Here is a 25,354-nt window from a genome sequence, read left to right as displayed (position 1 = left end):
GGGCCGGGGCGCCGCTCCGGGGGCGGCTTCAGGCGTCCGCCACCGAGTCGAAGTCCACCTGGTCCCGTGCGACGCCCCGGGCCTCGGCGTCCACCGAACGGCGCAATGCCTCGTGGAGTTTCGCCGGTGTCAGCACACCCACGAAACGGGCCCCGTCCACCACCGCCACCCACCCCGCGTCGTGCTGCAGCATCTCGCTGAACGCCTGCTTCAGCGGCGCCCCGAGCGGTACCCACGCCTCCATCCGGCGCGCCCGGTCCCCGACCGTGTCCCGGTCGCCGGCCGGTGCCAGGGACTCGGCCGACACCCAGCCGTGCAGTTCGCCCCCGGCGTTGAGCACGACCGCCCAGCGCGCGCCCGCGGCCCGCAGCCGGGCCGCCGCGGCACCGGCCGGTTCGTCCATGCGTGCGATCGGGGGCTGTTCGAGACCGTCCTCCTCGATCTCGGTCACCGAGAGCCGCTTCAGCCCCCGGTCCGCGCCCACGAACCGCGCCACGTAGTCGGTCGCCGGCGTGCCGAGCACCGCGCTCGGGGTGTCGAACTGCTCGATGTGGCCGTGCCCGTACACGGCGATGCGGTCGCCCATCCGCACCGCCTCCTCGATGTCGTGGGTGACGAGCAGCACGGTCTTGCGCACCGTCGCCTGGAGGTTCAGGAACTCGTTCTGCAGCCGCTCCCGGACCACCGGGTCCACCGCGCCGAACGGCTCGTCCATCAGCAGGACCGGAGGGTCCGCCGCCAGCGCCCGGGCCACCCCGACCCGCTGGCGCTGGCCGCCCGAGAGCTGCTCGGGGTAGCGGTCTCCGAAGGTCTTCGGATCGAGGCCCACCAGATCGAGGAGTTCGGCGGCGCGGGCCCGCGCCCTGCGCTTCTTCCAGCCCAGCAGCGTCGGCACGGTCGCGGTGTTGTCGAGGACCGTCCGGTGTGGGAAGAGGCCTACCTGCTGGATGACGTAGCCGATGCGCCGACGGAGCCGGACCGGGTCCACCCGGGAGATGTCCTCGCCCTCCACCAGGATGCGCCCGGACGTGGGTTCGATCAGCCGGTTGACCATCGTCATCGTCGTGGTCTTGCCGCAGCCCGACGGGCCGACCAGTGTGACCAGTTCGCCCTCGGCGACATCGAAGGACAGCCCGTCCACGGCGGTCGTCCCGTCCGGGTAGACCTTGCCGACCTCCTCGAACCGGATCATGCGTCCACGCTAGGCGCGCCCCGGGCGGTGCGCACACGGGCCGGGCCCCAACCGGGCGACCGGCCCGTCCGGGTCAGCCCGCTGAACAGCGTCTCTTTCCCTGACCCTTGCGGGCTCCGATCGGCGCTGCTATTCCTCGGTTAGGAAAGTTTCCTTCCAGTCCCCCCACTTCGCGGAGACCCCATGAGACCCGCACCCTTCTCGTTACGCGCCCTGCGCACCGCGGCCGCCGCCGCCCTCGCCCTCCTGATCGGCCTCGGCGTGGCGCCCACCGCCCCCGCAGCGCCCGGCCCCACGACACCCGCCCCCGCCGCACCGGCCGCGAGCACCCCCGTCGAGGCCAACGGACAGCTCACGGTCTGCGGGACCAAGCTCTGCAACCGGCACGGCAAGCCGATCCAGCTCCGCGGCATGTCCACCCACGGACTGCAGTGGTACAGCCAGTGCGTGACGTCCGGTTCGCTGAACGCCCTCGCCGGCGACTGGCGGGCCGACGTCCTGCGCGTCTCCATGTACATCCAGGAGGGCGGCTACGAGGCCGACCCGCGCAGGTTCACCGACCTGGTCCACTCGGCCATCGAGCAGGCCACGGCCCGCGGCCTGTACGTGATCGTCGACTGGCACATGCTCAGCCCGGGCGACCCCCACCACAACCTCGCCCGCGCCAGGACCTTCTTCACCGAGATCGCCCAGCGCCACAACGGCAAGACCAACCTGCTGTACGAGATCGCCAACGAGCCCAGCGGAGTCTCGTGGGCCCGCATCAAGGACTACGCCGAACAGCTCCTCCCGGTCATCCGCCGGCACGACCCCGAAACCCCGGTTCTCGTCGGCACCCGCGCCTGGTCCTCGTTCGGCGTCTCCGAAGGGGCCGACGAGACCGAGGTCGTCCGCAACCCCGTGAACGCCGCCAACATCATGTACACCTTCCACTTCTACGCCGCCTCGCACCGCGAGGAGTACCTGAACACCCTCGCCCGCGCCGCCGACCGGCTGCCCGTGTTCGTCACCGAATTCGGCACCCAGAACTACGCCGGCGAGGACGCGAACGACTTCGCCATGTCCCAGCGCTACCTCGACCTCATGGCGTCCAGGAAGATCGGCTGGGTCAACTGGAACTTCTCCGACGACCACCGCAGCGGCGCCGTCTTCAAGCCCGGCACCTGCGCCGCCAACGGGCCCTGGAGCGGAACCGGCCCCCTGAAGCCCGCCGGGGTCTGGATCCGCGAGCGGGTCAGGACCCCGGACGACTTCCCGGCCGGCTGATCCTCGGTGCGACCCCCGCCCGGCCGTGTGATGCACTGGGCGGGCGGGGAACGCACCATCAGCGACAACACAGCAGGAGCGCGCAGTGACCAGCTACCGGCAGCCGGGCCTCGTCCTCACGGACCGCCACTTCACCGTTCCCCTCGACCACGCCGACCCCTCGGGGGAGCGGATATCCCTCTACGGTCGCGAGGTCGTCTCCAGCAGCCGGTCCGGGGCCGACCTGCCCTGGCTGGTGTACCTGGAGGGCGGACCCGGATTCGGGGCACGGCGCTTCCCCGGCAAGCAGGCGTGGCTGGGCCGCGCGGTGCAGGAGTTCCGCGTCCTCCTCCTCGACCAGCGCGGCACCGGACTGTCCTCGCCCGCCAACCGGCAGACACTGCCCCTGCGCGGCGGCCCGGAGGAGCAGGCCCGGTACCTCTCGCACTTCCGCGCCGACAGCATCGTCCGGGACTGCGAGGCGGTCCGCGCGCAGCTGACCGGCGGGGCGCGCTGGACGGTCCTCGGCCAGAGTTTCGGCGGCTTCTGCGCCACCCAGTACCTCTCCACCGCACCGGAAGGGCTGAAGGCGGTCCTGATCACCGGAGGACTGCCCTCGCTGGACGCCCGCGCCGAGGACGTCTACCGGGCCGCCTACCCCCGCATCCAGCGCAAGAACGACGCCCACTACGCCCGCTACCCGCAGGACGTCGAACGGGCCCGGCGCATCGCCGAGCATCTTGCGTCCCGGCGGACCGTGCTGCCCGGCGGATACGTCCTCACCCCCGAGGCGTTCCAGTCGCTGGGGATCCAGCTCGGCACCGGCGACGGCAGCCACCAGCTCCACTACCTGCTGGAGAACGCCTTCGTCGGCGCCGCCGACGGCGACGAACTCTCCGACGCCTTCCGGCAGAACGTGCTCGCCGCGCTGTCGTACGCGGCCCATCCGCTGTACGCCGTGCTCCACGAGGCCATCTACGCCCAGGGCCAGGCCCCCACGGCCTGGGCCGCCGAGCGGGTGCGCTCGGAGTTCCCGCAGTTCGACGCGGAGAAGGCGCTGGCGGGCGACGGACCGCTGCTCTTCACCGGCGAGTCCGTCCACCCCTGGCACTTCGAGGCCGACCCCGCCCTGCGGCCCCTGCGCGAGGCCGCCGAGATCCTGGCCGCCCGCACCGACTGGCCCGCGCTGTACGACGCCGAGCGCCTCGCGGCCAACGAGGTCCCGGTCGCCGCGGCCGTGTACCACGACGACATGTACGTCGACACCGGGCACTCCCTCGCGACCGCACGCGCCATCCGCGGACTGCGCACCTGGGTGACCGACGAGTACGAGCACGACGGCGTGCGGGCGTCCGGCTCCCGAGTGCTCGACCGGCTGCTCGCGCTGGTCCGCGACGAGGTGTGACGAGCATGCCGTGACCGCCACCGCCACCGCCACCGCCGGCGACCGGGCGGGCACGGCGGCACGACTCCCGTCCGGTGCGCGGCGATGACGCCGGGACGGATCGGCACCGCGGATACCCTGCCCGTATGACCGAACTGACCGAACCTCAGCTCGAACCGGTGCCGGACGACTGGCAGCGGGCGCTCGCCGTCGTCGCCCACCCCGACGACCTGGAGTACGGCTGCGCCGCGGCAGTCGCCGGCTGGACGGACGCGGGCAAGGACGTGACGTACCTCCTCGCCACCCGGGGCGAGGCCGGGATCGACACCATCGACCCCGGCGAGTGCGGCCCGTTGCGCGAGCGCGAGCAGCGGGCGAGCGCCGCGGTCGTCGGGGTGGGCGCGGTGGAGTTCCTCGACCACCGGGACGGCGTCGTCGAGTACGGCACGGCCCTGCGCCGCGACATCGCGGCCGCGATCCGGCGGCACCGCCCCGACCTGGTCGTCACGCTCAACCACCGCGACACCTGGGGCCCGGCCGTCGGCGGCGCCTGGAACTCCCCGGACCATCGCGCCGTCGGCAGGGCGGCGCTGGACGCCGCAGGTGACGCGGGCAACCGCTGGATCTTTCCCGAACTCCTCACCGAGCAGGGCCTCCAGCCGTGGAACGGAGTCCGGTGGGTGGCGATCGCGGGCTCGTCGACCCCGACCCATGCCGTGGACGCGACGGCCGGACTGGAGCGTTCCGTGCAGTCGCTGCTCCAGCACCGCAGCTACATCGAGGTCCTGACGGACAAGGATCCCGAGGCTTACTGCCGGGAGTTCCTGGTCGGCAACGCGGAAGCGGTCGCTCCGAGGTTCGGCGGGGTGCCCGCGGTCGCCTTCGAACTCCTCGCCCGGTGACCGCCTGAGGCCCGGCAGGGGCGGGGCGGAGCCGGTGCGGCCCGACGGCGCCCCGCCGGTGAGGCCGTGGCCCCGCCCGCGGGGCCGTGTCCGACCCGGCGGCCGGAACACGACGTCTCGTTTGTCGCCGAAGCCCCCGGGTAACCGGCGCAGGAACCGCGACGGAGGCGTCCCCAGGGAGCGATGCGATGAGTGAGACGGGCACGGCCGGCACCGGAACGGTCACCACGAAGGTGCCCGCCCGTCTCGACCGGCTGCCCTGGTCCCGATGGCACTGGACGATCGTCATCGGGCTGGGGACCGTGTGGATCCTGGACGGACTCGAGGTCACCCTCGTCGGCAACGTCGCCGGGCGCCTCGCCGAGGAGGGCAGTGGTCTCGCCATCAGCGGCGCGCAGGTCACCGGGCTGGCCGCCGCGTTGTACGTGGCCGGCGCCTGCTCCGGGGCGCTGTTCTTCGGATGGCTGACGGACCGGTACGGGCGCAAGAAGCTCTTCCTCATCACCCTCGCCGTCTATCTGGCGGCCACCGCGCTGACCGCCCTGTCGACCTCGGCCTGGTGGTTCTTCCTCTTCCGCTTCCTCACCGGCTTCGGCATCGGCGGGGAGTACGCGGCCATCAACTCCGCGATCGACGAACTCATCCCCAGCAAGTACCGGGGTCGCGTCGACCTCATCATCAACGGCAGCTTCTGGCTCGGCGCGATGGCGGGCGCCCTGCTGTCCGTCCTCGCCCTCGACACCGGCATCTTCCCCAAGGACGTCGGCTGGCGGCTCACCTTCGCCCTCGGTGTCGTCCTGGGCCTCGTCATCCTGCTCGTCCGCCGCAACGTGCCGGAGAGCCCGCGCTGGATGTTCATCCACGGCCGCGAACGCGAGGCGGAGGACCTGGTGGCCGGGGTCGAACGCGAGGTCGAGCGGGAGACGGGGAAGCCGCTGCCCGAACCGGAGGCGTCGATCACCGTCGACCAGCGGCGCGGCATCGGCTTCGGCACGATCGCGAAGACCGTCTTCCGCTCGTACCCCAGGCGCGCCGTGCTGGGGCTCTCGCTCTTCATCGGCCAGGCGTTCCTCTACAACGCCATCACCTTCGGCTTCGCCTCCATCCTCATCACCTTCTTCGACGTCCCCACCGGCGCGACCGGCTACTACTTCACGGTGATCGCTCTCGGCAACTTCCTCGGCCCGCTGCTCCTCGGGCCCCTGTTCGACACCGTCGGGCGCAAGCCGATGATCGCCGGTACGTACATCAGCTCCGGACTGCTGCTGTTCGCCACCGCCTGGCTGTTCGACACCGGCAGGCTGGACGCGCTGACGATGACCGCGTGCTGGTGCGTCGTCCTCTTCTTCGCCTCGGCCGGGGCCAGTTCCGCGTACCTGACCGTGAGCGAGATCTTCCCCATGGAGACGCGGGCGATGGCGATCGCGTTCTTCTACGCCGTCGGCACGGCGGCGGGCGGTATCTCCGGGCCGCTGCTGTTCGCCGAGCTGACGTCCAGCGGCGTCGTCGGCGACACCGTCCTCGCCTTCTGCGTGGGCGCGGCGCTGATGACGGCGGCCGGGCTGGTCGCGCTGTTCCTGGCGGTCAAGGCGGAGGGCAGGTCTCTGGAGTCCATCGCCACCCCGCTGTCCGCGCAGGCGGCCGGCGGTGCCGCCGCACCCGTGGCGGGTACGGCGGGTGGGATCGGACCGGCGGTGCGGACCTGAGGTTCCGGACCGGCGGCGCGACCCCGAGGCACCACGGCGGGGTCCGACGGGGCGCCGGGCGGCGGCGTCCCCGACCGGCCCCGAGGCTCCCGGGAAGGCCCCCTCACTCCTCCGTGGGAAGCCATGCCCCATGCAGCCCCAGCGGGACCCGGACGGGGATCCGGACCCGGGCGACCGGCCCGGAGGCGGGATCCTCGGCGGGGAGCACGAGCAGCCGGGACGTCCCGTCGGTGCGGTCGGTCGCGAACACCAGCCAGTGGCCCCGGTCGTCGCCCGGCCGGCCGGGCGAAGGCGCGAACACCGGCTCGCCGACCGAGTCGTCCCCGGCGAACCACTTCCGCACGCCGGCGCCGCCCGGCGGAGCCGAGGTGTCATACCAGGAGATGCCGTCGTACTCGCCGGGGAGCAGGTCCACCGCGCCCGACTCCGTCGCGATGGCGATGTGCCGGTGACGCCTGCCGAGACTGCGGTCGTCGATGCGCGGGAACTCCAGCCGCGCCTCGTCGAGCACGGTGCGCCGCATCGTGCCCGAGGCGGGGTCGATCACGGCCCGCACCAGGGCGCTCCTCGCCGGTTCCGCCCCGGGCTCGCCCGGTCCGAGGCTCAGCTTCGACCACTGGACGTACTCCAGCACCACCTCGTCCGCAGGCCCTGGCCCGGCGTCGTACGCGTTCGCCGTGTGCCAGATCCAGAACGCGTCGTCGTGTGCCCAGCGCACCGGTGAGCCGTCGCGGGGGATGAGCGCGACCCTGGTGCCCCGCTCTGGCCGCCAGGCGAGGAGCGAACCACCGCTCATGGCCGCGGCGATGTCGAAGAAGGCGGGCGCGAGCACCACCACGAGGTAGCGGTCCGTCAGCGCCATGTCATGGATCATCACCGGTTCGTCGGCGCCCTCGACCGGGGTGGGGCCGCGGCGCACCGCGCCGTCCGGGCCGATCAACGACCAGGTGAGGTAGGGCGGTTCGATGTCGTAGCAGAAGACGGCCAGCTCGCCCGTGACGGGATCGATCTTCGGGTGGGCGGTGATGCCGGCCGGCAGCCGCCCGCCGAAGGTCTCCCGCCCCACGGTGTCGAGCCCGGGCGTCATCCGGAACGGGCACGCGGACTCGGCGAGCGCCAGGATCCGCCCGGCGTGCCGGACCACGTTGATGTCGGGCAGGTCCTTGAAGGTGTTCGCCAGTTCGGGGCCCACCTCGTCGGGACCGGGCATGATCATGGACTCCAGGCCGCCCCACAGCGCGTGGCCGGCCTTCTCCTCCGCCCGCAGGGCGGGAGTTCGGACGAAGCGGTTGCGGTAGCGGGCCCTGCCGCCGGAGAGCCAGACCCCGTGCACCATGCCGTCGCCGTCGAGCGGGAAGAGGTACGAACCGATGGGCGAGAAGCGCGGGTTGGGGCCGTTGCGCAGATAGACGCCGTCCAGGTCGTCCGGCAGTTCGCCGGACACCTCCAGGTCGACCGCGTCGACCTCCTCGGTGACCGGGGCGAACAGCCCCGACAGATGGGGCACCCGGGTCGGGTCGAAGGCGGCGGGCGGAGCGGTGTGCGCGGTCATGACGGATCTCCCGGCGGTTGCTCGGGTCTCGACGGCGGTCCTTGCGAACGCCGTGCCGGTCGGCTCCCGCCGTGGCGCTCACTCTGCATCGCGGCGCGGCTCCGCGGTCCGGTCGCCGTTCTCGTCCAGCTTGAACGCCCGTACGAGCAGGGCGCCGAGGACGATCAGGGCGATCCCGAGCCAGGTCGGCCCGGAACCGAAGGCGAGCACGACGATCCCCACGGGCACCAGATAGCCGGCGAAGGGAACGAACAGGGCGCCCACCGACGTCGGGCCGCCACGGGACGGCCTGCCGCCGTGGATCCGCTCCCGTACGACAGGGGGGTACCACTCGGTGAAGCGCAGGGCGACGATGATCGCCCCGATCTGGACGACCCAGTTCGTCCAGATGTTGTCCGGCTGACGCAGTACGAGGTCACCGATCAGCCCCGCCACCGCGGCCACGAGGAAGGCGAGCCCCCACACCGCGGTGATGACGTAGTTGGTGTGCATGAAGCCGCGGGTGTGCCACAGCGAGCGGTCCACCCGTTCCCGCGCGTACTGCACGGTGAAGGGCACGCGGACCGCGATCGAGCCGAAGGCGATGGTGACGAGCGCGAAGTTGGAGAGCTCCCCGGAGTAGGTCTCCAGCCACCGCAGCGTCCCCGCCGAGGCGAAGAGGCCGACGATCGCGAGGGCCGCGAAGAAGACGACGTCCGAGACCTCGATGATCTTGACCGAGGTTCCGGGGCGCCTCAGCCGGTCCACGACCACGACGACCAGGGCGATCGCCAGCGAGATCGCCACGGCGAACTCGAACCGGCCGGGGCCGACCAGGACCGAGAACACGATCCACGGGAGCATCCCGACGACGGGGTTGTCGAGGAATCCGGCGAGTCGGCGCCCGGCCTCGGTGTCAGCGACGGCGTTCATGGACACGCCCTTCGGGAGACGGCCTACTGTCCAGCGTGCTCCCGGACCCGCCGTCCCGCGACGCGGCCGCACCGGCGGCGTGTTCGGGCGAGAGGTGCGACGCGGCGAGGGGGGTGCGGCCGCCCGGCGGCGCGTGCGGGGTCCGGGGGAGTCCGGGAAGGAGTCCCCGGGGAGGGGAGAGGCGGGGCCGGGCGGGGGATCGACGGGTGCGCCCGGACACCGGCCGGAAGAGGCTGTTCACAGGAGGGCAAGCGACCGCTTAGTATGCGGCGAGCAGTGGTACGCCCTACACACCGCGGAGGCCCCGAATGCAGGCATGGCGAGTGCACCGGAACGGCGAGCCGGGCGAGGTGATGCGCCTGGAGGAGACGGACCGCCCGGAGCCCGGCGAGGGGCAGGTCCTGCTCAGGGTGCGGGCCGCCAACGTCAACTTCCCCGACGCGCTGCTCTGCCGCGGCCACTACCAGGTGACACCGCCGCTGCCCTTCACGCCAGGCGTGGAGATCTGCGGTGAGACCGAGGACGGCCGCCGCGTGATCGCCACCCCGGCCCTGCCGTACGGCGGGTTCGCCGAGTACGCGGTCGCCGACGAGGCCGCGCTGCTCCCGGCGCCCGACGCGCTCGACGACGCGGAGGCCGCGGCACTGCACATCGGCTATCAGACCGGGTGGTTCGGACTGCACCGCCGGGCGAACCTCCGGCAGGGGGAGACGCTGCTCGTGCACGCGGCGTCCGGCGGCGTCGGCAGCGCGGCGGTACAGCTCGGCAAGGCCGCGGGCGCCCGTGTCATCGGCGTCGTCGGCGGCCCGGAGAAGGCCGCCGTGGCCCGCGAACTCGGCTGCGACGTCGTCGTCGACCGGCGCGAGGACGACGTCGTCGCCGCGGTGAAGGACGCCACCGGCGGCCGCGGGGCCGACGTCGTGTACGACCCGGTCGGCGGTGACGCCTACGCCAAGTCCGCCAAGTGCGTCGCCTTCGAGGGCCGCATCCTCGTCGTCGGCTTCGCGAGCGGCGGAATCCCGAGCCCGGCGCTCAACCACGCTCTGGTGAAGAACTACTCGATCGTCGGACTGCACTGGGGCCTCTACAACCGCAAGGACCCCCGCGCCGTGCTCCGCTGCCACGAGACCCTCACCGGTCTCGCCGCCGAGGGACTGATCAAGCCTCTGGTCAGCGACCGGGTCCCGCTCAAGGACGCCGCCGGCGCCGTCCAGCGCGTGGCCGACGGCACCACCACCGGACGCCTCGTCGTCCTCCCGGAAGGAGCGGCCGCATGACCGGCGCCGCCGAACTGCGTTCACGCACCCGCGAGTTCCTCGCCGCACATCCGCCCGCGACCACCGGGCGCAGCGAGTTCCTCGGGGCCCGCTTCGACGCCGGACTCGCCTGGGTGCACTATCCGGCCGGGCTCGGCGGACTCGACGCGGCCCGTTCGCTGCAGGCCGTCGTCGACGCCGAACTGGAGGCCGCCGGCGCTCCCGACAACGATCCCCGCCGGATCGGCATCGGCCTCGGCATGGCCGCGCCCACGATCCTCGCGTACGGCACCGAGGAGCAGAAGCGGCGGTTCCTGCGGCCGCTCTGGATCGGCGAGGAGGTCTGGTGCCAGCTGTTCAGCGAACCCGGCGCCGGCTCCGACCTCGCGGCCCTCGGAACCCGGGCCGTCCGCGACGGCGCCGACGGCGACTGGGTCGTCAACGGCCAGAAGGTGTGGACCTCCAGCGCGCACATCGCCCGCTGGGCCATCCTCATCGCCCGCACCGATCCGGAAGCGCCCAAGCACCGCGGCATCACCTACTTCCTGTGCGACATGACCGATCCCGGTGTCGAGGTCCGGCCGCTGCGCCAGATCACCGGAGAGGCCGAGTTCAACGAGGTCTTCCTCAGCGATGTGCGGATCCCCGACGCCCGCCGTCTCGGACCCGTCGGCGAGGGCTGGAAGGTCGCCCAGACCACCCTCATGAACGAACGCGTCTCCATCGGCGGCATGCGCCTGCCGCGCGAGGGCGGAATGATCGGGCCCGTCGCCCGCACCTGGCGCGAGCGCCCCGAACTGCGCACCCACGACCTCCACCAGCGGCTGCTCACCCTGTGGGTGGAGGCCGAGGTCGCCCGGCTCACCGGAGAACGGCTGCGCCAGCAGCTCGCCGCCGGCCAGCCCGGCCCCGAGGGCTCGGGCATGAAGCTCGGCTTCGCCCGGCTGAACCAGGAGATCAGCGGGCTCGAAGTCGAACTCCGCGGCGAGGAGGGCCTGTTGTACGACGACTGGACCATGCGCCGCCCCGAACTGGTCGACTTCACCGGCCGCGACGCCGGCTACCGCTATCTGCGCTCCAAGGGCAACTCGATCGAGGGCGGCACCAGCGAGGTGCTGCTCAACATCGTCGCCGAACGGGTGCTCGGACTGCCCGCCGAGCCCCGCAACGACAAGGACGTCCCCTGGAAGGACCTCGCGCGATGAGCACCCAGCCCGACCTTCTCTACTCCGAGACCGAGGACGACCTGCGGGCCGCCGTGCGCTCCCTGGTCACCGGCCGCTCCGACCCGGCGGCCACCCTCGCCCGTGCCGAGGAGGGCTCGCCCTACGACGACGGGCTGTGGCAGTCGCTCGCGGCCGGGATCGGCGCCGCGGGGCTCCTCGTGCCCGAGGAACTCGGCGGCCAGGGCGCCGGCCACCGCGAGGCCGCGGTCGTCCTGGAGGAACTCGGCCGGGCGGTCACCCCCGCGCCGTACCTCACCAGTTCGGTCATCGCCACCGAGACGCTGCTCGCGCTCGGCGGGGCGGACGACGAGGCGACGGGGCTCCTGAAGGGGCTGGCCGCGGGCCGGAGCGTCGCGGTGCTCGCCCTTCCCCTCTCCACCTCCCCGGAGGCCGGCCTCCCGGACGGAGCGACCGTGACGGGGGTCGCCGACGCGGCTGCCGCCGATGTGCTGCTCGTGCTCCGGCCCGACGGCCTCCACGCCGTGGAGCGCGGGGACGCCGCGGTCCAACCGCTCGTCCCCCTCGACCTCACCCGCCCTCTCGCCTCCGTCACCGCGCCGGAGGGCTCCGGTACGCGGATCGCGGACGCGGAGCAGGCCCGGGCCGCGGTGCGCCGCGGGCTGCTCGCCGGCGCCGGCCTGCTCGCCTCGGAGCAGTTGGGCATCGCCGAGTGGTGCCTGGAGGAGACGGTCCGGTACACGCGCGACCGGTACCAGTTCAACCGGCCCGTGGGCTCGTTCCAGGCGCTGAAGCACCGGATGGCGCAGTTGTGGCTCGATGTCGCGGGAGCGCGCGCCGCGGCGCGGAACGCCGCGGACGCGCTGGCGACCGGAAGCGCCGAGGTGCCGCTCGCGGTCTCCGTCGCCCAGGCGCACTGCTCCCGGGTGGCGGTGCGCGCCGCCGAGGAGTGCGTCCAGCTCCACGCCGGCATCGGCATGACCTGGGAGCACCCGGCGCACCTGTACCTGAAGCGGGCCAAGGCGGACGAGATCGCCCTCGGTACTCCGGGCCGCCACAAGGAGGTGCTGGCGGAACTCGTTTCGCTGCCCGGCCCGCGGTGACCGGCGGGCCTCGGGACCGCGTCTGACCGGGCCCCGACCGACTCTGGCACCGCCGCTAGGCCCGTACCCGTCCGGGTGGCGGCCTCGGCCGCGATCGCGACCGGGGCCGCCCTGGCCGCGCTCGTCGTGCCGCCCCTGGCGCGACTCGACGGGCAGGCGGTCGACGCGTCGACGAAACTGCGACCGCCCTCCCGGGAACGCCTCCCCGGAACCGGCGACGTCGGCCGCGACCTGCTGCCGCGCTGCGTCCACGGGCTGCCGATCTCCCTGCTCGTCGGGCTCGTCGCCGCACTCGCCGCCACCGTCGCCGGCGCCGCGTTCGGAGCGGCCGTCGTGGCCTTCGGCCGCCGACGGGACGGGGCCGTGCTGCCGGGCCCGACGCCGGTCACCGGGCTGCCGCCCGGCACAACCCCGTTGAGCAGCAGATGACTTCCGGCCGAACTCTTGCCCGGCCCACTGCCCCGGCGGCCCCACGGCACCGATACTCGCCCTGTCCTGGCACCCCGCCCGCACCGCAGAGCCCGGAGGCACCATGGTCCCCACCACCCGTCGCCGCGCCGTCACGACGTTCGCCGCAGCCCTCGCCGGAGCCGTGGCCACGAGCGTGCCCGCTCAGGCCGCCGCGCCCCCTGCCGGGGCGCGGCCGGGCGTCATACGCCCGCTGCGCCGGGCCCACGCCCACAACGACTACCTCCACACCCGGCCCCTCCACGACGCGCTGGACCACGGCTTCACCAGCGTCGAGGCAGACGTCTTCCTGGTCGACGGCGAACTCCTGGTCGCCCACGAGCCGGACCAGCTCGACCCCGCCCGCACCCTGGAACGGCTCTATCTGGAACCCCGCCCGGGTCCGGGCCAACCGCGGTTCCGTGTACCGCGGCCACCACCGCCCCGTACAACTGCTGATCGACATCAAGAACGACGGCGTGAACACCTACCGGGAACTCCACCGTCAACTGGACGCCCACCGCCGGATCCTGACGACGTACGCCCACGGCCGCGTCCGTCCGGCCGCCGTGACCGCCGTCGTCTCCGGTGACCGCGCCGCCCGCGCCCCCATGGAGGCCCAGGGCGTCCGCCACGCCTTCTACGACGGGCGCCTCGACGACCTCGCCGCCCCGGCCCCGGCACCCGCCTCCTTCATCCCGCTCATCTCCGGCAACTGGACCCAGAGCTTCACCTGGCAGGGCGACGGACCGTTCCCGGAGGCCGAGCGGGCCCGGCTGAACTCCATCGTCTCCACGGCGCATTCCCGCGGTCAGCGTGTCCGTTTCTGGGCCACTCCCGACGCTCCGGGGGCTGCCCGCGACGCCGTGTGGCGCGAACTTCTCGCGGCGCGCGTCGACCACATCAACACCGACGACCTGGCCGGTCTGCGGCGCTTCCTCCTCGCCCACGACCGCTGACCGCGACAACATCCAAGGTCAACAGCCGATTTGACGACCACCCGATCGGCGGACACGCCAGTCGGCCGTCCGGCGCCTCCACTCCGCCACACTGGCGCCCGAATGCCGCACAACCCCGGTGCGGCGGAGGGAGGCCGGCCATGGCCATTTCGGTTTCGGTGGTACTGCTGCTGCTCGTACTCGCGGTGATCTTCCTCCGCAACGGCGGGCTGAAGCTCTCGCACGCACTCGTGTGCGCCCTGCTCGGATTCTTCCTCGCGGGCACGAGCATGGCGCCCACCATCCACGACGGCGTCTCCGCGACCGCCGAGGTCGTCGGCAAGCTCAGCCCCTGACCACCGCGGCGTCCGGCGGGCCCGGCCCCGACCGCCGAGGCCGTCCGCAAGCCCGGCCCCGAAACCGCGCCTTCGGCCGGATCACCCGTGACCACCGCGCCCTTCACCGGGCCCGACGCCGGCCGCGGGGGCGGCCGGTCTCCGGGCGACAAGGTCCTGTTTCGGGCGTTCAATGGGTTCCATGCACGCCGCGAAGGGCCTGCGACCGCGCCGTGGCCGTCCGCTCGCCGTATCGGGCCTGGCCGCTTTGCTCTTCGCGGCGACGGCCCTGACCGCGGGTGCCGCCGGCCCCGGCCCCGCACCCACCCCCACGCCGTCGCCGACCGAGGCCGCCCCGAAGCCGCCGTCGGACCAGCCCCCGCCACTGCTCACGCCGGCCGACGTCGACCGCGCCGTCGCCCGGCTCGACGGCGTCGTCCAGGGCATGATGAAGGAGACCGGCGTCCCGGGCGTCGCGGTGGGGGTCGTGCACAAGGACCGCGTGCTGTACCTGAAGGGCTTCGGCAAGCGGCACGTCGGCGAGCCCGCCGCAGTCGACCCCGGCACCGTCTTCCAGCTGGCCTCGCTCTCGAAGCCGATCGGTTCGACCGTCGTCGCGGGGGTCGTCGGCGACGAGGGCGCGGACGGCCCGGCAGCCGGCTGGGACGAGCCGGTCGCCCGCCACCTGCCCGGATTCGCCCTCGAGGCCCCCTGGGTGACCGGCCATGTCACCGTCACCGACCTCATGTCCCACCGCAGCGGCCTGCCCGACCACGCGGGAGACCTGCTGGAGGACCTCGGTTACGACCAGGCGTACATTCTGAGCCACCTCCGCGACGAGCCCCTGGCTCCCTTCCGCGCCTCCTACGCGTACACGAACTTCGGCTTCACCGCCGGTGCGGAGGCCGTCGCCCGCACGAAGGGCGTCAGCTGGCAGAAGCTCGCCGAGGACACCCTCTTCCGGCCCGCCGGCATGGACTCCACCAGCACCACCTTCGCCGACTACGAGAAGGCCGCGAACAAGGCGGTGACGCACGTGCCCGGCCCGGACGGCACCTGGCAGGCCAAGTACGTCCGCGACGCCGACGCCCAGGCACCGGCCGGAGGGGTCAGCTCCACCGCGACCGACATGATGCGGTGGCTGCGGCTCCAACTCGCCGGAGGCAGGCTCGACGGCAGGCAGATCATCGACGCAGCGAGCCTGCGGCACACCCATCTGCCCGAGATCGTCTCCCAGCCTCCGACGGCCCCCGCCGGCCGCACGGGCTTCTACGGGCTGGGCTGGAACGTGAACTACGACAACCAGGCCCGGTTGAGGCTCAGCCACTCCGGTGCCTTCGAGCTCGGCGCCAACACCAATGTGACCATGCTGCCCGGCGAACAGCTCGGCATCGTCGTGCTCACCAACGGCAAGCCCGTCGGACTGGCCGACGCCGTCGCCGAGGACTTCTTCGACACCGCCCAGTACGGCAAACCCACGCGCGACTGGCTCGCCCTGTTCGCCGCGCTGTACACGCAGATGGACGACGCCGGTGTGTCTGCGACGGACTACGCGGAGCCGCCCGCGGCCGCCAAGGCCGCCCGGCCCGACAGCGCGTACACGGGGACGTACGACAGCGCCTACTACGGCAGGGCCACCGTCACCACCGGCCCGGACGGTCTCGTGCTGGAACTCGGCCCGGCCCCCAAGCGCTTCCCGCTGCGCCACTACGACGGCGACACGTTCAGCTTCGAGACGGCCGGCGAGAACGCCGTGGGGCCGACCGGAGTCACCTTCACGTTCGGGGAGGGGACCGCGGCGGCGAAGTTGCGTGTCGAGTACCTCGACGAAACGGGCCTCGGCACCTTCGAGCGTCGCTGAACAGGCCCTTCGGCCCGGCTTGTTGCACGATCACGAAACGCCCGTGAAACCGTCCGCGTGCGCATGGACACGGTCGACTTCCGCACCGGCGAACGCCGCAGGAGCCGGCTCACCGGCACGGGCCCCTGTACGACGACAACCGGGCGCTGACCATCGGCCCCGGCGGCACGCTGTGCGCCGGCGCCTCAACGGCATCCTCGCCGCCCGAGACCGCGTCAGGTGAACGTCGGCGGCTCGCCCTCGGTGGTCGTGGTGTCGATGACGGCGAACGGCGCGCCCTGCGGGTCGATCACGGCCGCGAACCGGCCGAAGGGCATCGTCATCGGCCCGAACACCAGCCTGCCGCCCAGCTTCTGGACGGTCGCCACCGCGGCGTCGCAGTCCGCCACGGTCCAGTAGACCTGGACGTAGGAGGGCACCTCGGCCGGGAACTCCTCGTCCGTCATCCGCATCCGGCCGAGGACGGGATCGCTGCCCAGGTCGAACACCTTGAAGTCCATGCCGGGGTCCACGACTGCCTTCGCGCCGTAACCGAACACCGCGGGGAAGAACGCGTCGGACTTCCCGGGCTCACGGGTGAAGATCTCCGCCCAGCAGAAGGAGCCGGGGACGTTCGTCGCCTCGAAGCCCTTGTGCGTACCCGGCTGCCAGACGCCGAAGGTGACTCCGCTCGGGTCCTGCGCGAGGCACATGGTGCCGAACTCGCCGACCTGCATCGGCTCCATCAGCACGGTGCCGCCGTTCTGCCGGATCTTCCCGGCGGTGGCGGCGGCGTCGGGGGACGCCAGATAGAGGCACCACTGGGACTGCCCCTCCTGCCCGGGCATGGGCGGCACCACCGCCGCGACGGCCTTGCCGTCCGCGTACGCCTGCGTGTAGTTGCCGTACTCCGACGACGACTCGCCGAAAGTCCAGCCCAGGACCTCGCCGTAGAAGGCCTTGGCCCCCTCCAGGTCGGAGAACATCGCATCGGCCCAGATCGGCGTGCCTGCGGGTGCGTCTGCCATGACGGTGGCTCTCTTCTGTGCGCGGTGTGAGGCTCGGAGGCTCCCTGCGGGCCACGCTAGCCACCGCCGCGCCGTCCCGCGCGGTGACGCGGCGCTCCGCCGCCGCAGCAGCCCCGATGCACCCGCCCGATGCCGCTCCGGACCCGGGCGCGCTTCCCTGCGCCGTGCACCGTTCACCCGTGTGACCGGGGCGCCGCTCCCCGGCCGGGTCACATACCGAGCAGCCGGGACCGGATCAGGAACCGCACGCCCTCGGGGGCCTCCAGCGAGAATCCGCTGCCGCGCCCCTCGACCACGTCGACGATCAGACGCGTGTGGCGCCACGCCTCGTACTGGCTCACCGACATCCAGAAGGGCACGGGAGCCTCGACGCCCTCGACGGTCAGCTCCGCCAGGAGCACGTCCGAGCCGCCGGTCCGGAACTCGCCCTCCGGATAGCACATCGGGGCGCTGCCGTCGCAGCAGCCTCCCGACTGGTGGAACATCAGAGGCCCGTGGGCCGCGGTCAGCCGCCGCACGAGGTCGGCCGCGGCGGGGGTGAACTCCACGGGTGCGACCGCATCCGTCCGGGCGCTCACGACACGACGTCCGGGGTCCGTGCCGCCCGCCCGCGCGCCGGGCGCTTCACATGACGCAGACACACGTTCCGCCCCTTCCCCGCCGCACTGCTCCGCGCGGCGCTCCGCAGGCGGCCCAGTCAACTCCGCGCGACGTTGCGACGGGGTTGCACGGCGGCCGCCGCGTCGGGGCCCTGCGAGTCCGGAGCCCCCGGCGGGCGCAGGGCGCCCGACGACCACGGCCAGCCCCCGGTCGCGAAGGCCGAGTGCCAGGAACTCCACCTCCACCAGGGTTCCGACGAGGCCGGTGCCGGGCCGTTCGCCGGCCCGGGCACGTGCTTCCGCCACGGTCAGGTCCTCCTTCGTGCGCAGCGCCCTCAGCACGGGGACCAGGTCGCTCCGGGCGTCCGCGAGCCCGGGCCTCACCGGTCCGTGCGCCCTCAGCAACGCCTGCCGACGCGATCGGGCGTCACCGGACAGTGGTCGCGCTCGCACCACCCGTGGGCGCAGCACTCGCACCGGCCTTCGCCGCCCCGCCACAGCACCCCGCGGTCGGTCCACCGACCCGCCTCGTACGCCATCACGGCGCCGCATTCCGGGCACACCCGGTGATCTGCGCTCCCCGTGTCATCACGCGGTGTCCTTGGTGTCGTCGCTCGCGTCCTGCGCGTCATCCGAGGCCAGGTCCGCGCGCAGGGCGTCGATCAGCTCCCGTTCCCGCGTGGCGCTGAGGCCGGCACGGCGCTCCCGGTCGAGGCCCTCGTCCCGTTCCCAGGCCAGCAGGTCCGCCAGCATTTCCTTCCGCGGCCGGTGACGCAGACCCGCGGCACGGGCCGCCGCTCCGCTCCGCGCCGAAAATCCCTCCCAGCCCGGCTCGTCCAGCCACATGGGGAGAGACTCGGGCCCCATGAATCCGGCCACGTCGTTGGCGAGCAGCCATGCCGCGTCGGCCGGCACCACCGCCCCGGTGTGACCTCCGATGGCGCGGGACAGCTCGATCCACTCGCCGAACGGAACGACAGGCCCCACAGCGTCGTAGGTGCCTGTGGTTCCCGCCTCCGCGGCGTCGAGCAGCCAGCCCGTGAGGTCACGCACGTCGACCGCCTGGGTGGGAAGGGCCGGCGCGTCGGGAACAAGCATCGGCTCTCGTGGCCGGCGTGCTGCCCGAGCCACCCAGTAGCCGGAGCGTCCGCTGTGGTCACCGGGGCCGCCGATGAGACCGGCTCGCGCGATGAGGAGCCGGTCGCCCACGGCGGCCGCGGAGGCCTGCTCGCAGGCTGCCTTCGCCTCGCCGTAGAGCGCACGGTCCACCTCGTCCCGCTCCGCTGGGGCCAACAGAGCCGACGACTCGTTCGCGCCGGCGACGCCGTGGGAGGCGTAGGCGCTGACGGAGGACACGTACGTCCAGTGCCGGGCTCTGGGGGCCAGGGCGTCCAGGGCCCGGCGGACGAAGCCCGGCTGCCACGAGACCTCGAAGACCGCGTCCCACTCACGGTCGAGCAACGGCTCGTACGCCCGTACGTCACACCGGTCGGCGGCGACGAGCGTTGCTCCGTCGGCGACGGAGCCGCTCTGGCCACGGGCGAGGCAGGCCACACTGTGTCCCCGCTCGATCGCCCGTCTCGACAACTCGCGGCCCACCCACGCCGTTCCACCCAGGACCAGGATCTCCATGCCGACACCCCATCACCCCTGCGTGCCGTGTGTCCGTTTGGTTCGCGGAGAGCGGAGCCCCCCGGTCCGACCGGCTCGCACGAGCCCACCCGAGCGCGCGCGGCGTCCTCCATGCCGCCCTCCCCGGCCCTTTGCGCGCTCGTCCCGCCGCCCTCCGCACCAGGTGTCTCATCCGGACCGACGAGGAGAGCCCACCCACGTCCCTCGGCCGTTGCGTCCCTCAGCCGTCCGGCCGCTCCAGGAGCCGCGGCAGATCGGCGAACGAGTCCAGCACGTGGTCCGGGGTCCCCGACGCGTCCCGGTGGGTCTCGGGCCGGTACTTGCCCGTCCTGACCAGGACCCCGGTGAGCCCCTGGCGCTGGGCCGCGAGGACGTCGGACTCGATGTCGTCGCCCACCATGAGCGTCCCGGCGGGATCGGCACCGAGACGTGCCAGCGCCGTGGCGAAGAAGGCCGCCGAAGGCTTGCCGAGCACCTCGGCCTCCGTGCCGGCCGCCTGCTCCAGGCCCGTCAGGAACGCGCCCGAGTCGAGCTGGAGCCCCGCGTCGGTCCGCCAGTACAGATTGCGGTGCATGGCGACCAGACGCGCGCCGCGCTGGAGATGGGCGAAGGCGCGGTTCAGTTCCGCGTAGCCGAACTCGGGGCCCGCGCCTCCGACGACGACCACCTCCGCCGGGGTGTCGTCCTCCGGGCCCAGGAGGGTGACCCCTTCGAGGTCGCCCGCGATGTCACCGCTGTTGAGCAGCAGGCATCGCGCGCCGGGGAAGTGGCGCGCGAGATGGGCGGCGGTCGCGGCGGGAGCGGTGAGGATGTCGTCGGCGGTCACCGGGAAGCCCGCCCCGGACAGCGCGGCGGCGACGGACTCCCGCGTGCGCGCCGTGGTGTTGGTGACCAGGGCCAGCGGAACGCCCCGCTCCCGCAGCCGTTCCATCGCCTCCACCGCCCCCGGCAGGGGCTTCCAGGAGACGGTGAGCACACCGTCGATGTCGATCAGGACCGCGCCGACGCGTTGCATGGTTCCGACCGTACCCATCGCCACGGGACGGGGCACCGCGACATGGGGCCGCGGTGCGAGCCCGGCTCGGGGGGTACGGGCTCGCACCGCGGCGTTCTGGGCCGCCGGCGGTCAGGACGCGGCGGGTTCGAGCACGACCGGCAGTTCCGTCAGGCCGCGGAAGGCCGGGAACGGCACCTCCATCCACGCCGGCGCAGCCTGCGGGTCGGCCAGTGCGATCCTCGGGAACCGGCCGAACAGGCCGTTCAGCGCGAGCTGCATCTCCAGGCGGGCCAGTGGCGCTCCCAGGCAGTAGTGACCGCCGTGGCCGAAGCCGATGTGGGCGGCGGTGCCCTGCCGGCGGACGTCGAACTCGTCCGGCTTCTCGAACTTCAGCGGGTCGCGGTTGGCCGACAGGAGCGAGATCTGCACCAGCGCTCCCTTGGGGATGCGGGTGCCGCCGAGCTCCATGTCCTCGGTCGCGTACCGGAAGGTCGCGCTCTCGACCGAGCCGTCGAAGCGGACCAGCTCCTCCACCGCCGGACCGACCAGCTCCGGATCCTCCTGCACGGCGCGGAGCTGCGCGGGATCGGCGAGGAAGTGGTACACGGCGTTGCCGATGAGGTACGCGGTCGTCTTGTGGCCGGCGAACATCAGCAGGAAGGCCGTGGAGACGAGTTCGTTCCCGGTGAGCCCGCCCTCCTGGTCCTGGGTCGCGGCGAGCGCGCTGAGCAGGTCGTCGCCCGGCTCGGCGCGCTTGCGCGCGACGAGTTCCGTGAAGTAGGCGTGGAGGTTCTCCTCCGCCTGCTGCTGGGCCCGCTTGAACTCCTCGCCGAAGCCCGTCTGGGCCACCGTCGTCGACAGCTCCTGCATCAGCGACCGCTCCTTGGGCGGTACGCCGAGCAGCTCGCAGATCACCGTGATCGGCACCGGGAAGGCGAACGCCGGTAGCAGGTCGAACGGTTCCCCGGTCGGGCAGGCGTCGAGCAGCCGGTCCACGATGTCCTGGATCTTCGGCCGGAGGGCCTCGACCCGGCGCGGGGTGAACTCGGAGTTCACGAGCTTGCGCAGCCGGGTGTGCTTGGGCGCGTCGGAGTTGAGCATGTTGTCGTCCAGCGCCACCGACGAGTCGCCGAAGATCCTCCGGTACGCGTCCATGGCCCCGTACATGTCCTTGCTCAGCCGGGGGTCCGACAGCGCCGCGCGCGCGTCCTCGTACCGGGTGATCAGATACGTCTCGATGCCGTGCGGCGGTGTCATCGGGCAGACCGGAGTGGTCTCCCTGAGGTGCGCGTACACCGGGTGCGGGTTCCGCCGGAACTCCGCGGTGCACCGCTCGGCTGCGGCGACGGGGTCGTGCGTCGTGGTCACGGACGGCTCCTGAGGTCGAAGAGGGCCTCGGCATTGCCGCCGAGGATGCGCTGCTGGGCCGCCTTGTCGACGGGCAGCTTCTCGATCATGCGGATGAGGTCCTCGAGCGGCACGGACAGCGGCGGCGAGTCGGTGCCGAAAAGCATCCGCTCGGGCCCCAGCACCTCCGTGTTGAGGCTCAGGTGCGCCGAGCTGAACGGGCTGGTGTCGACGTACATGCGCCGCAGCGCGGCGCCCGGGTCGGGCGACGCCTGGACGGTCGGCTCCGGGGCCCCCGCCGGCCGGCCGGCCGGGGGCTGTCCGCCCCCGGTCCGGCCGGCCTTCGGCGGTGCGGAGGGCGGCGCGCCCCCGCCCCAGTGCCGGGGGCGCGCCGCCATCTGCAGGCGCTCCGGCAGCAGGGCCATGGCACCGCCGCCGGTCGCGCCGATCAGTCGCAGACCGGGGTACTTGTCCAGCCACCCCGCGAAAGCGATCATGGCCATGCCCATGGTGACGTCGCCGAAACGGCCGATCTGCTCGACGAAGGCGATGTTCTCCACCCGCTCCGTGCCGATCGGCTCGGCCGGCGCGTGCACCATGACGGGCACTCCTGCCTCGGCGGCCAGCGCGAAGAAGGAGTCCGCACGCGGCGAGCCGAGCAGCTCGCCGTGCACGCTGGAAGTGGTGATCAGGCCGACGAAGGCGGGGTCCGCCAGCGTCTCCCGCACCCCTTCCAGATGGTCGTCGTCCCCGAACGGGTTGGCGTACACGTACCCGCGCAACTGGTCCGGGAACTTGGTGATCAGACCCGACATCCACGCGTGGAAGCCACGCAGCCGGTCGCGCGGTTGCTTGTAGTTGTCCACGCCCGGGACCCGCGCCATCGCCCCGGCGCCGACGGGGCTGCCGATGATGGTGAGGTCGATTCCGGCCTGGGCCCGGGCGGCGAGCATTCCGTCCACGTCGGTCAGGCTGGGGGGCATGGGGAAGCGTTCGGCCGCCTCCGGCGGGGACAGGTGTCCGTGGATGTCGATGATCATTTGTCGGTTCCCGGTTTCCGTGTGAGGGCGCGGGTGACCGCGGCGCAGTCCTCGTCACCGAACCCCTGCTCGGTGGCGCGGACGTGGGTCTCCGCGGCCGCCGCGGTGAGCGGCAGGCTCAGGCCGGAAGCTGCGGCCTGCTCCGTTGCGAGCATGAGGTCCTTGGCCATCAGCCGCAGCCGGAAGTCCGGCTCCTCGAAGCGGCCCGCGGCAAGGCGCCGGGACTTGAACGACATGACCGGTGACGCGAAGCCGCTGCCCGCTATCGTGCGCAGGACCTGCTTCCGGTCGAGTCCGGAGGCGGCCGCCAGCTCGGCGGCCTCGGCCATCGCCTGCACCTCTATGCCCATCAGCAGGTTGAGGAGCAGCTTCATCCGCATGCCGGAACCGAGTGCGCCCAGATGGACGACCTCCTTGGCCAGCATCTCCAGAAGCGGCCGGCCCGCGGTGAAGACCCGCTCCTCGCCGCCGACGAACAGGCGCAGTTCGCCGTCGCGGGCGTGGTCGCGGTTGCCGAGCATGCCGACGTCCAGCACGGAGGGGGCGTCCCCGGCCAGCCGGACGACCTCGTCGGGCGCGACGGTGCTGGCGCAGATCAGGGCGCCGGGATAGCCGCCCCGGGCCAGGATCCCGTCCGGACCGCGCAGCACGGTGCTCAGGGCGTCGCCGTCGGCGACGGTGCAGATGGCGGCACTCGTGCCCTCGACCGCTTCGCTCGGGCGGGACGCGGCGAAGGCGCCCGCTCTGGCGAGCGGCTCGGCACGCTCCGGGGTGCGGTTCCACACCCGCACCTGTATGCCTTGATCGAGGAGGCGTGAGGCCAGGCCGCTGCCCATGGTGCCGAGACCGAGGACGGCGACGGGGCCCTTCGTGGCGTACGTCATGACTTCTCCTTCACGGTCTCCTTGACGACCCGGAACCTGAGGGACTGCGTCGAGTCGACCCATTCGCGGAGCGGGGCCACCAGGGCACGGTGGTCCTCGCTCTGCTGCCAGGCGAAGAAGTGTTCGGGAGTCTCCCACTCGCTGGTGATCACCCACTGGCGGGAGTCGTCGACGGGCTCACCCAGCCTTTCGACGATGTGGCCGGGAGTACCGGCGACGGACTTCCGGAGCTTGTCGTACATCTCCAGGAAGCCCTTTTCGCCGCCCTCGATGACCCGGACCGCGAAAACCACGGACAGCCTGTCGTTCTGTCGGCTGTTCTGCACAGTGCCCATGTCTCCTCCTGATGGTGAGAACCGGCGGGACACGCTTTCTAAGGACTCATGGCCCCTGGGGGGCTGCAACTCCGAATGGCGGACACCCCAATGGCCGCAGGGGTTCTCGCTCCGTGATTAGTCCATGCGGGTGAGTGACCAAAGGGCCCCGGACGTGGGCTTCCCGGGTGTCCGGAGACCCGTGAACCGGGTTCTGTTCCCCTTTTGACGACCGGTCGCCACACGGGTGGGCCGCCCGCCCGCCGTTCGGGCGTACGAAAGGCGCCCGATGGGGCCGGCGACCGGCTCGGGCGCCTCCCGTGGGGGCGGCGGTGCGGGACGGTCCCGCCGGTCTCAGCGGACCAGCCGTCCGGACGCCTCCGCGCGGGCCTGACGGCGCTGCACCCGGTTGCCCAGTGCCAGCGCGGTGCACAGCACCACGGCGACCGCCGCCAACTGCGTCAGCGCTGCGGTGAAAAGGCCGACCGGGACGGTCGCCAGTACGGCCGCCGCCGTGGTGATCCGCAGCCAGGGGCCACCCAGGTGCAGGATGCGGCGGAACCACGCGTGCCCGCACAGGAAGAGCGCGAGCCCCGCGCCCACGTACAGCGCCCCGGCCGTCGTGGCGGGCTCCATGGCGTGGCCGGGCACCTTCTTCACGCCCGCGGCGAAGACGACCACACCGAGCAGCAGCGGGATGTGCGCGTAGTTGTACGCGTTCACGGCGGCGACGGCGCGCGCCGTGTCGCACTGCCGGGCGAGGGCCCTCTCGGCCCGCTCCACGTCCGGCCGGAAGTAGACCCACCACAGGCACGCGGCGACGATCAGCGTCAGCACCGCGGTCGCGACGAGGGAGAAGTCGAACGGCAGTCCGGTGGCGCCGAGCGCGATCGCGATCAGCGACTCCCCGAACGCGATGATCATGATCAGCCCGTGGCGCTCGACGAAGTGCTCCGGCCGGATGGTGAACCCGGCCAGCCGGCCGTGCAGCCGCGGAGCCAGCGCCTCGATCAGCAGGGCGGCGGTCCACAGCAGGAACTGCGCCGTGCCGCCGAGGAACGCGCCGAGCAGGACCAGCGCCGCGCTGGTGAGGTTGAACGGCGCGAGACGCAGGATGGCACGGCTCGCCGCGGCGCTGCTGGTACGCGAGAACAGCCCCGCGTGGACGATCACGACCAGCGCGTAGCCCGCCGCGAACACCTTGGCCTCGGCGCCCTCCTCGAAGGCCCGGGGAATGGCCAGCGCCATCACCAGGAACCCGACCATGCTGGTGAACAGCAGCAGCCGTCTGCGATCGGTGCGCGGCGGAAGCTCGTTGGTGAGCCAGACGTAGGCGTTGAACATCCACCAGATCAGACCGAACACCACAACGGCCCAGGCGGCCCCGCCGAAGCTGGTGTCCTCCACCAGCACCTCGGTCAGCTGGGTGGCGGTGAAGACGAAGACGAGGTCGAAGAACAGCTCCAGGGTCGTGGCCCGTGCGGGCCCGTCCCTGCCGGTGCGAGCGGACGGCACGG

At 72.7% G+C, this 25,354-nt stretch carries 22 protein-coding genes and 1 pseudogene; 11 read left to right on the top strand and 12 right to left on the bottom strand.

All coding sequences use genetic code 11. The features are described 5' to 3' along the window. Positions 1-28 precede the first annotated feature (28 nt). On the bottom strand, positions 29-1,192 hold the full coding sequence (locus BLT82_RS14960) for a betaine/proline/choline family ABC transporter ATP-binding protein (protein WP_093654906.1): 1,164 nt from the start codon (positions 1,190-1,192) through the stop codon (positions 29-31). A gap of 183 nt (positions 1,193-1,375) precedes the next feature. Between BLT82_RS14960 and BLT82_RS14955 the strand changes: the two genes are divergently transcribed. The 4 genes from BLT82_RS14955 to BLT82_RS14940 all read left to right on the top strand — a co-directional run bounded on the left by BLT82_RS14955 (position 1,376) and on the right by BLT82_RS14940 (position 6,429). Further along, a complete protein-coding gene (locus BLT82_RS14955; protein WP_093654904.1) occupies positions 1,376-2,458 on the top strand; it encodes a glycoside hydrolase family 5 protein in 1,083 nt (360 codons plus the stop codon). An 85-nt stretch (positions 2,459-2,543) separates the two neighbouring features. Next, positions 2,544-3,842 carry an alpha/beta fold hydrolase gene (locus BLT82_RS14950; RefSeq protein WP_093654902.1) on the top strand — a complete coding sequence of 433 codons (1,299 nt, stop codon included), beginning with the start codon at positions 2,544-2,546 and terminating at the stop codon, positions 3,840-3,842. A 125-nt stretch (positions 3,843-3,967) separates the two neighbouring features. After that, the gene (locus tag BLT82_RS14945; RefSeq protein ID WP_093654900.1) at positions 3,968-4,723 is read left to right on the top strand and encodes a PIG-L deacetylase family protein; all 756 of its coding nucleotides are present in this window, start codon (positions 3,968-3,970) and stop codon (positions 4,721-4,723) included. 188 nt (positions 4,724-4,911) lie between these two features. Continuing rightward, on the top strand, positions 4,912-6,429 hold the full coding sequence (locus BLT82_RS14940; protein ID WP_093654898.1) for an MFS transporter: 1,518 nt from the start codon (positions 4,912-4,914) through the stop codon (positions 6,427-6,429). Positions 6,430-6,532: 103 nt separating this feature from the next. Here BLT82_RS14940 and BLT82_RS14935 read toward each other — a convergent pair whose 3' ends face one another. Together BLT82_RS14935 and BLT82_RS14930 are read right to left on the bottom strand one after the other, a co-directional pair. Further along, the gene (locus tag BLT82_RS14935) at positions 6,533-7,981 is read right to left on the bottom strand and encodes a carotenoid oxygenase family protein (protein ID WP_093654896.1); all 1,449 of its coding nucleotides are present in this window, start codon (positions 7,979-7,981) and stop codon (positions 6,533-6,535) included. Positions 7,982-8,059: 78 nt separating this feature from the next. Beyond that, positions 8,060-8,893: a hypothetical protein gene (locus BLT82_RS14930; RefSeq protein WP_093654894.1), complete on the bottom strand. Its 834-nt coding sequence runs from the start codon at positions 8,891-8,893 to the stop codon at positions 8,060-8,062. A gap of 308 nt (positions 8,894-9,201) precedes the next feature. Here BLT82_RS14930 and BLT82_RS14925 point away from each other — a divergent pair, with 308 nt between their 5' ends. From BLT82_RS14925 to BLT82_RS14895, 7 genes and pseudogenes are all read left to right on the top strand, one after another. Continuing rightward, a complete protein-coding gene (locus tag BLT82_RS14925) occupies positions 9,202-10,170 on the top strand; it encodes an NADPH:quinone oxidoreductase family protein (RefSeq protein ID WP_093654892.1) in 969 nt (322 codons plus the stop codon). Continuing rightward, a complete protein-coding gene (locus tag BLT82_RS14920) occupies positions 10,167-11,354 on the top strand; it encodes an acyl-CoA dehydrogenase family protein (protein WP_093654891.1) in 1,188 nt (395 codons plus the stop codon). The genes BLT82_RS14925 and BLT82_RS14920 overlap by 4 nt, the downstream gene beginning before the upstream one ends. Further along, positions 11,351-12,436 carry an acyl-CoA dehydrogenase family protein gene (locus BLT82_RS14915; RefSeq protein WP_093654889.1) on the top strand — a complete coding sequence of 362 codons (1,086 nt, stop codon included), beginning with the start codon at positions 11,351-11,353 and terminating at the stop codon, positions 12,434-12,436. The genes BLT82_RS14920 and BLT82_RS14915 overlap by 4 nt, the downstream gene beginning before the upstream one ends. Before the next feature lie 75 nt (positions 12,437-12,511). Further along, positions 12,512-12,865 (top strand): hypothetical protein, encoded by a 354-nt coding sequence (locus BLT82_RS14910; RefSeq protein WP_404204133.1) that lies wholly within the window; start codon positions 12,512-12,514, stop codon positions 12,863-12,865. Positions 12,866-12,968: 103 nt separating this feature from the next. Continuing rightward, positions 12,969-13,842, top strand: a pseudogene (locus BLT82_RS14905) (phosphatidylinositol-specific phospholipase C/glycerophosphodiester phosphodiesterase family protein). 140 nt (positions 13,843-13,982) lie between these two features. Then, positions 13,983-14,177: a hypothetical protein gene (locus tag BLT82_RS14900; RefSeq protein WP_093654887.1), complete on the top strand. Its 195-nt coding sequence runs from the start codon at positions 13,983-13,985 to the stop codon at positions 14,175-14,177. A gap of 181 nt (positions 14,178-14,358) precedes the next feature. Then, positions 14,359-16,017, top strand: coding sequence for a serine hydrolase (locus BLT82_RS14895; protein ID WP_093655220.1), 1,659 nt, complete (start codon positions 14,359-14,361; stop codon positions 16,015-16,017). A gap of 215 nt (positions 16,018-16,232) precedes the next feature. On the opposite strand, the gene BLT82_RS14890 is transcribed toward BLT82_RS14895, so the two are convergent. The 9 genes from BLT82_RS14890 to BLT82_RS14850 form a co-directional block, all read right to left on the bottom strand. Further along, positions 16,233-17,024 carry a VOC family protein gene (locus BLT82_RS14890; RefSeq protein ID WP_093654885.1) on the bottom strand — a complete coding sequence of 264 codons (792 nt, stop codon included), beginning with the start codon at positions 17,022-17,024 and terminating at the stop codon, positions 16,233-16,235. A 209-nt stretch (positions 17,025-17,233) separates the two neighbouring features. Beyond that, positions 17,234-17,572 (bottom strand): DUF779 domain-containing protein, encoded by a 339-nt coding sequence (locus BLT82_RS14885; protein ID WP_093654883.1) that lies wholly within the window; start codon positions 17,570-17,572, stop codon positions 17,234-17,236. Positions 17,573-18,211: 639 nt separating this feature from the next. Continuing rightward, complete coding sequence (locus BLT82_RS14880) at positions 18,212-19,255, bottom strand: NAD-dependent epimerase/dehydratase family protein (protein ID WP_093654881.1); 1,044 nt, start codon at positions 19,253-19,255, stop codon at positions 18,212-18,214. Positions 19,256-19,475: 220 nt separating this feature from the next. Next, positions 19,476-20,270 carry an HAD-IIA family hydrolase gene (locus BLT82_RS14875; RefSeq protein WP_093655218.1) on the bottom strand — a complete coding sequence of 265 codons (795 nt, stop codon included), beginning with the start codon at positions 20,268-20,270 and terminating at the stop codon, positions 19,476-19,478. A 111-nt stretch (positions 20,271-20,381) separates the two neighbouring features. Beyond that, positions 20,382-21,620 (bottom strand): cytochrome P450 family protein, encoded by a 1,239-nt coding sequence (locus tag BLT82_RS14870; protein WP_093654879.1) that lies wholly within the window; start codon positions 21,618-21,620, stop codon positions 20,382-20,384. Next, the gene (locus tag BLT82_RS14865; RefSeq protein WP_093654877.1) at positions 21,617-22,639 is read right to left on the bottom strand and encodes an amidohydrolase family protein; all 1,023 of its coding nucleotides are present in this window, start codon (positions 22,637-22,639) and stop codon (positions 21,617-21,619) included. Before BLT82_RS14865 ends, BLT82_RS14870 begins: the two co-directional genes overlap by 4 nt. Continuing rightward, the gene (locus BLT82_RS14860) at positions 22,636-23,523 is read right to left on the bottom strand and encodes an NAD(P)-dependent oxidoreductase (protein ID WP_093654875.1); all 888 of its coding nucleotides are present in this window, start codon (positions 23,521-23,523) and stop codon (positions 22,636-22,638) included. The genes BLT82_RS14865 and BLT82_RS14860 overlap by 4 nt, the downstream gene beginning before the upstream one ends. Continuing rightward, positions 23,520-23,858 carry an antibiotic biosynthesis monooxygenase family protein gene (locus BLT82_RS14855; RefSeq protein ID WP_093654873.1) on the bottom strand — a complete coding sequence of 113 codons (339 nt, stop codon included), beginning with the start codon at positions 23,856-23,858 and terminating at the stop codon, positions 23,520-23,522. The genes BLT82_RS14860 and BLT82_RS14855 overlap by 4 nt, the downstream gene beginning before the upstream one ends. 333 nt (positions 23,859-24,191) lie before the next feature. After that, entirely contained in the window at positions 24,192-25,352 is a 1,161-nt protein-coding gene (locus BLT82_RS14850) for a low temperature requirement protein A (RefSeq protein WP_167746014.1), read from the bottom strand. Positions 25,353-25,354 lie beyond the last annotated feature (2 nt).

The sequence above is a fragment of the Streptomyces wuyuanensis genome (assembly GCF_900103455.1).
In the GTDB taxonomy this organism is placed as follows: Bacteria; Actinomycetota; Actinomycetes; order Streptomycetales; family Streptomycetaceae; genus Streptomyces; species Streptomyces wuyuanensis.
This window is presented reverse-complemented; position numbering and strand designations above follow the sequence as displayed.

Excerpts from the sequence above, each read along its gene's own strand:
- BLT82_RS14960 (WP_093654906.1), bottom strand. The coding sequence starts at position 1,192 with ATGATCCGGTTCGAGGAGGTCGGCAAGGTCTACCCGGACGGGACGACC.
- BLT82_RS14955 (WP_093654904.1), top strand. The coding sequence starts at position 1,376 with ATGAGACCCGCACCCTTCTCGTTACGCGCCCTGCGCACCGCGGCCGCC.
- BLT82_RS14945 (WP_093654900.1), top strand. The coding sequence starts at position 3,968 with ATGACCGAACTGACCGAACCTCAGCTCGAACCGGTGCCGGACGACTGG.
- BLT82_RS14940 (WP_093654898.1), top strand. The coding sequence starts at position 4,912 with ATGAGTGAGACGGGCACGGCCGGCACCGGAACGGTCACCACGAAGGTG.
- BLT82_RS14935 (WP_093654896.1), bottom strand. The coding sequence starts at position 7,981 with ATGACCGCGCACACCGCTCCGCCCGCCGCCTTCGACCCGACCCGGGTG.
- BLT82_RS14930 (WP_093654894.1), bottom strand. The coding sequence starts at position 8,893 with ATGAACGCCGTCGCTGACACCGAGGCCGGGCGCCGACTCGCCGGATTC.
- BLT82_RS14925 (WP_093654892.1), top strand. The coding sequence starts at position 9,202 with ATGCAGGCATGGCGAGTGCACCGGAACGGCGAGCCGGGCGAGGTGATG.
- BLT82_RS14920 (WP_093654891.1), top strand. The coding sequence starts at position 10,167 with ATGACCGGCGCCGCCGAACTGCGTTCACGCACCCGCGAGTTCCTCGCC.
- BLT82_RS14915 (WP_093654889.1), top strand. The coding sequence starts at position 11,351 with ATGAGCACCCAGCCCGACCTTCTCTACTCCGAGACCGAGGACGACCTG.
- BLT82_RS14900 (WP_093654887.1), top strand. The coding sequence starts at position 13,983 with ATGGCCATTTCGGTTTCGGTGGTACTGCTGCTGCTCGTACTCGCGGTG.
- BLT82_RS14895 (WP_093655220.1), top strand. The coding sequence starts at position 14,359 with ATGCACGCCGCGAAGGGCCTGCGACCGCGCCGTGGCCGTCCGCTCGCC.
- BLT82_RS14890 (WP_093654885.1), bottom strand. The coding sequence starts at position 17,024 with ATGGCAGACGCACCCGCAGGCACGCCGATCTGGGCCGATGCGATGTTC.
- BLT82_RS14880 (WP_093654881.1), bottom strand. The coding sequence starts at position 19,255 with ATGGAGATCCTGGTCCTGGGTGGAACGGCGTGGGTGGGCCGCGAGTTG.
- BLT82_RS14875 (WP_093655218.1), bottom strand. The coding sequence starts at position 20,270 with ATGCAACGCGTCGGCGCGGTCCTGATCGACATCGACGGTGTGCTCACC.
- BLT82_RS14865 (WP_093654877.1), bottom strand. The coding sequence starts at position 22,639 with ATGATCATCGACATCCACGGACACCTGTCCCCGCCGGAGGCGGCCGAA.
- BLT82_RS14860 (WP_093654875.1), bottom strand. The coding sequence starts at position 23,523 with ATGACGTACGCCACGAAGGGCCCCGTCGCCGTCCTCGGTCTCGGCACC.
- BLT82_RS14855 (WP_093654873.1), bottom strand. The coding sequence starts at position 23,858 with ATGGGCACTGTGCAGAACAGCCGACAGAACGACAGGCTGTCCGTGGTT.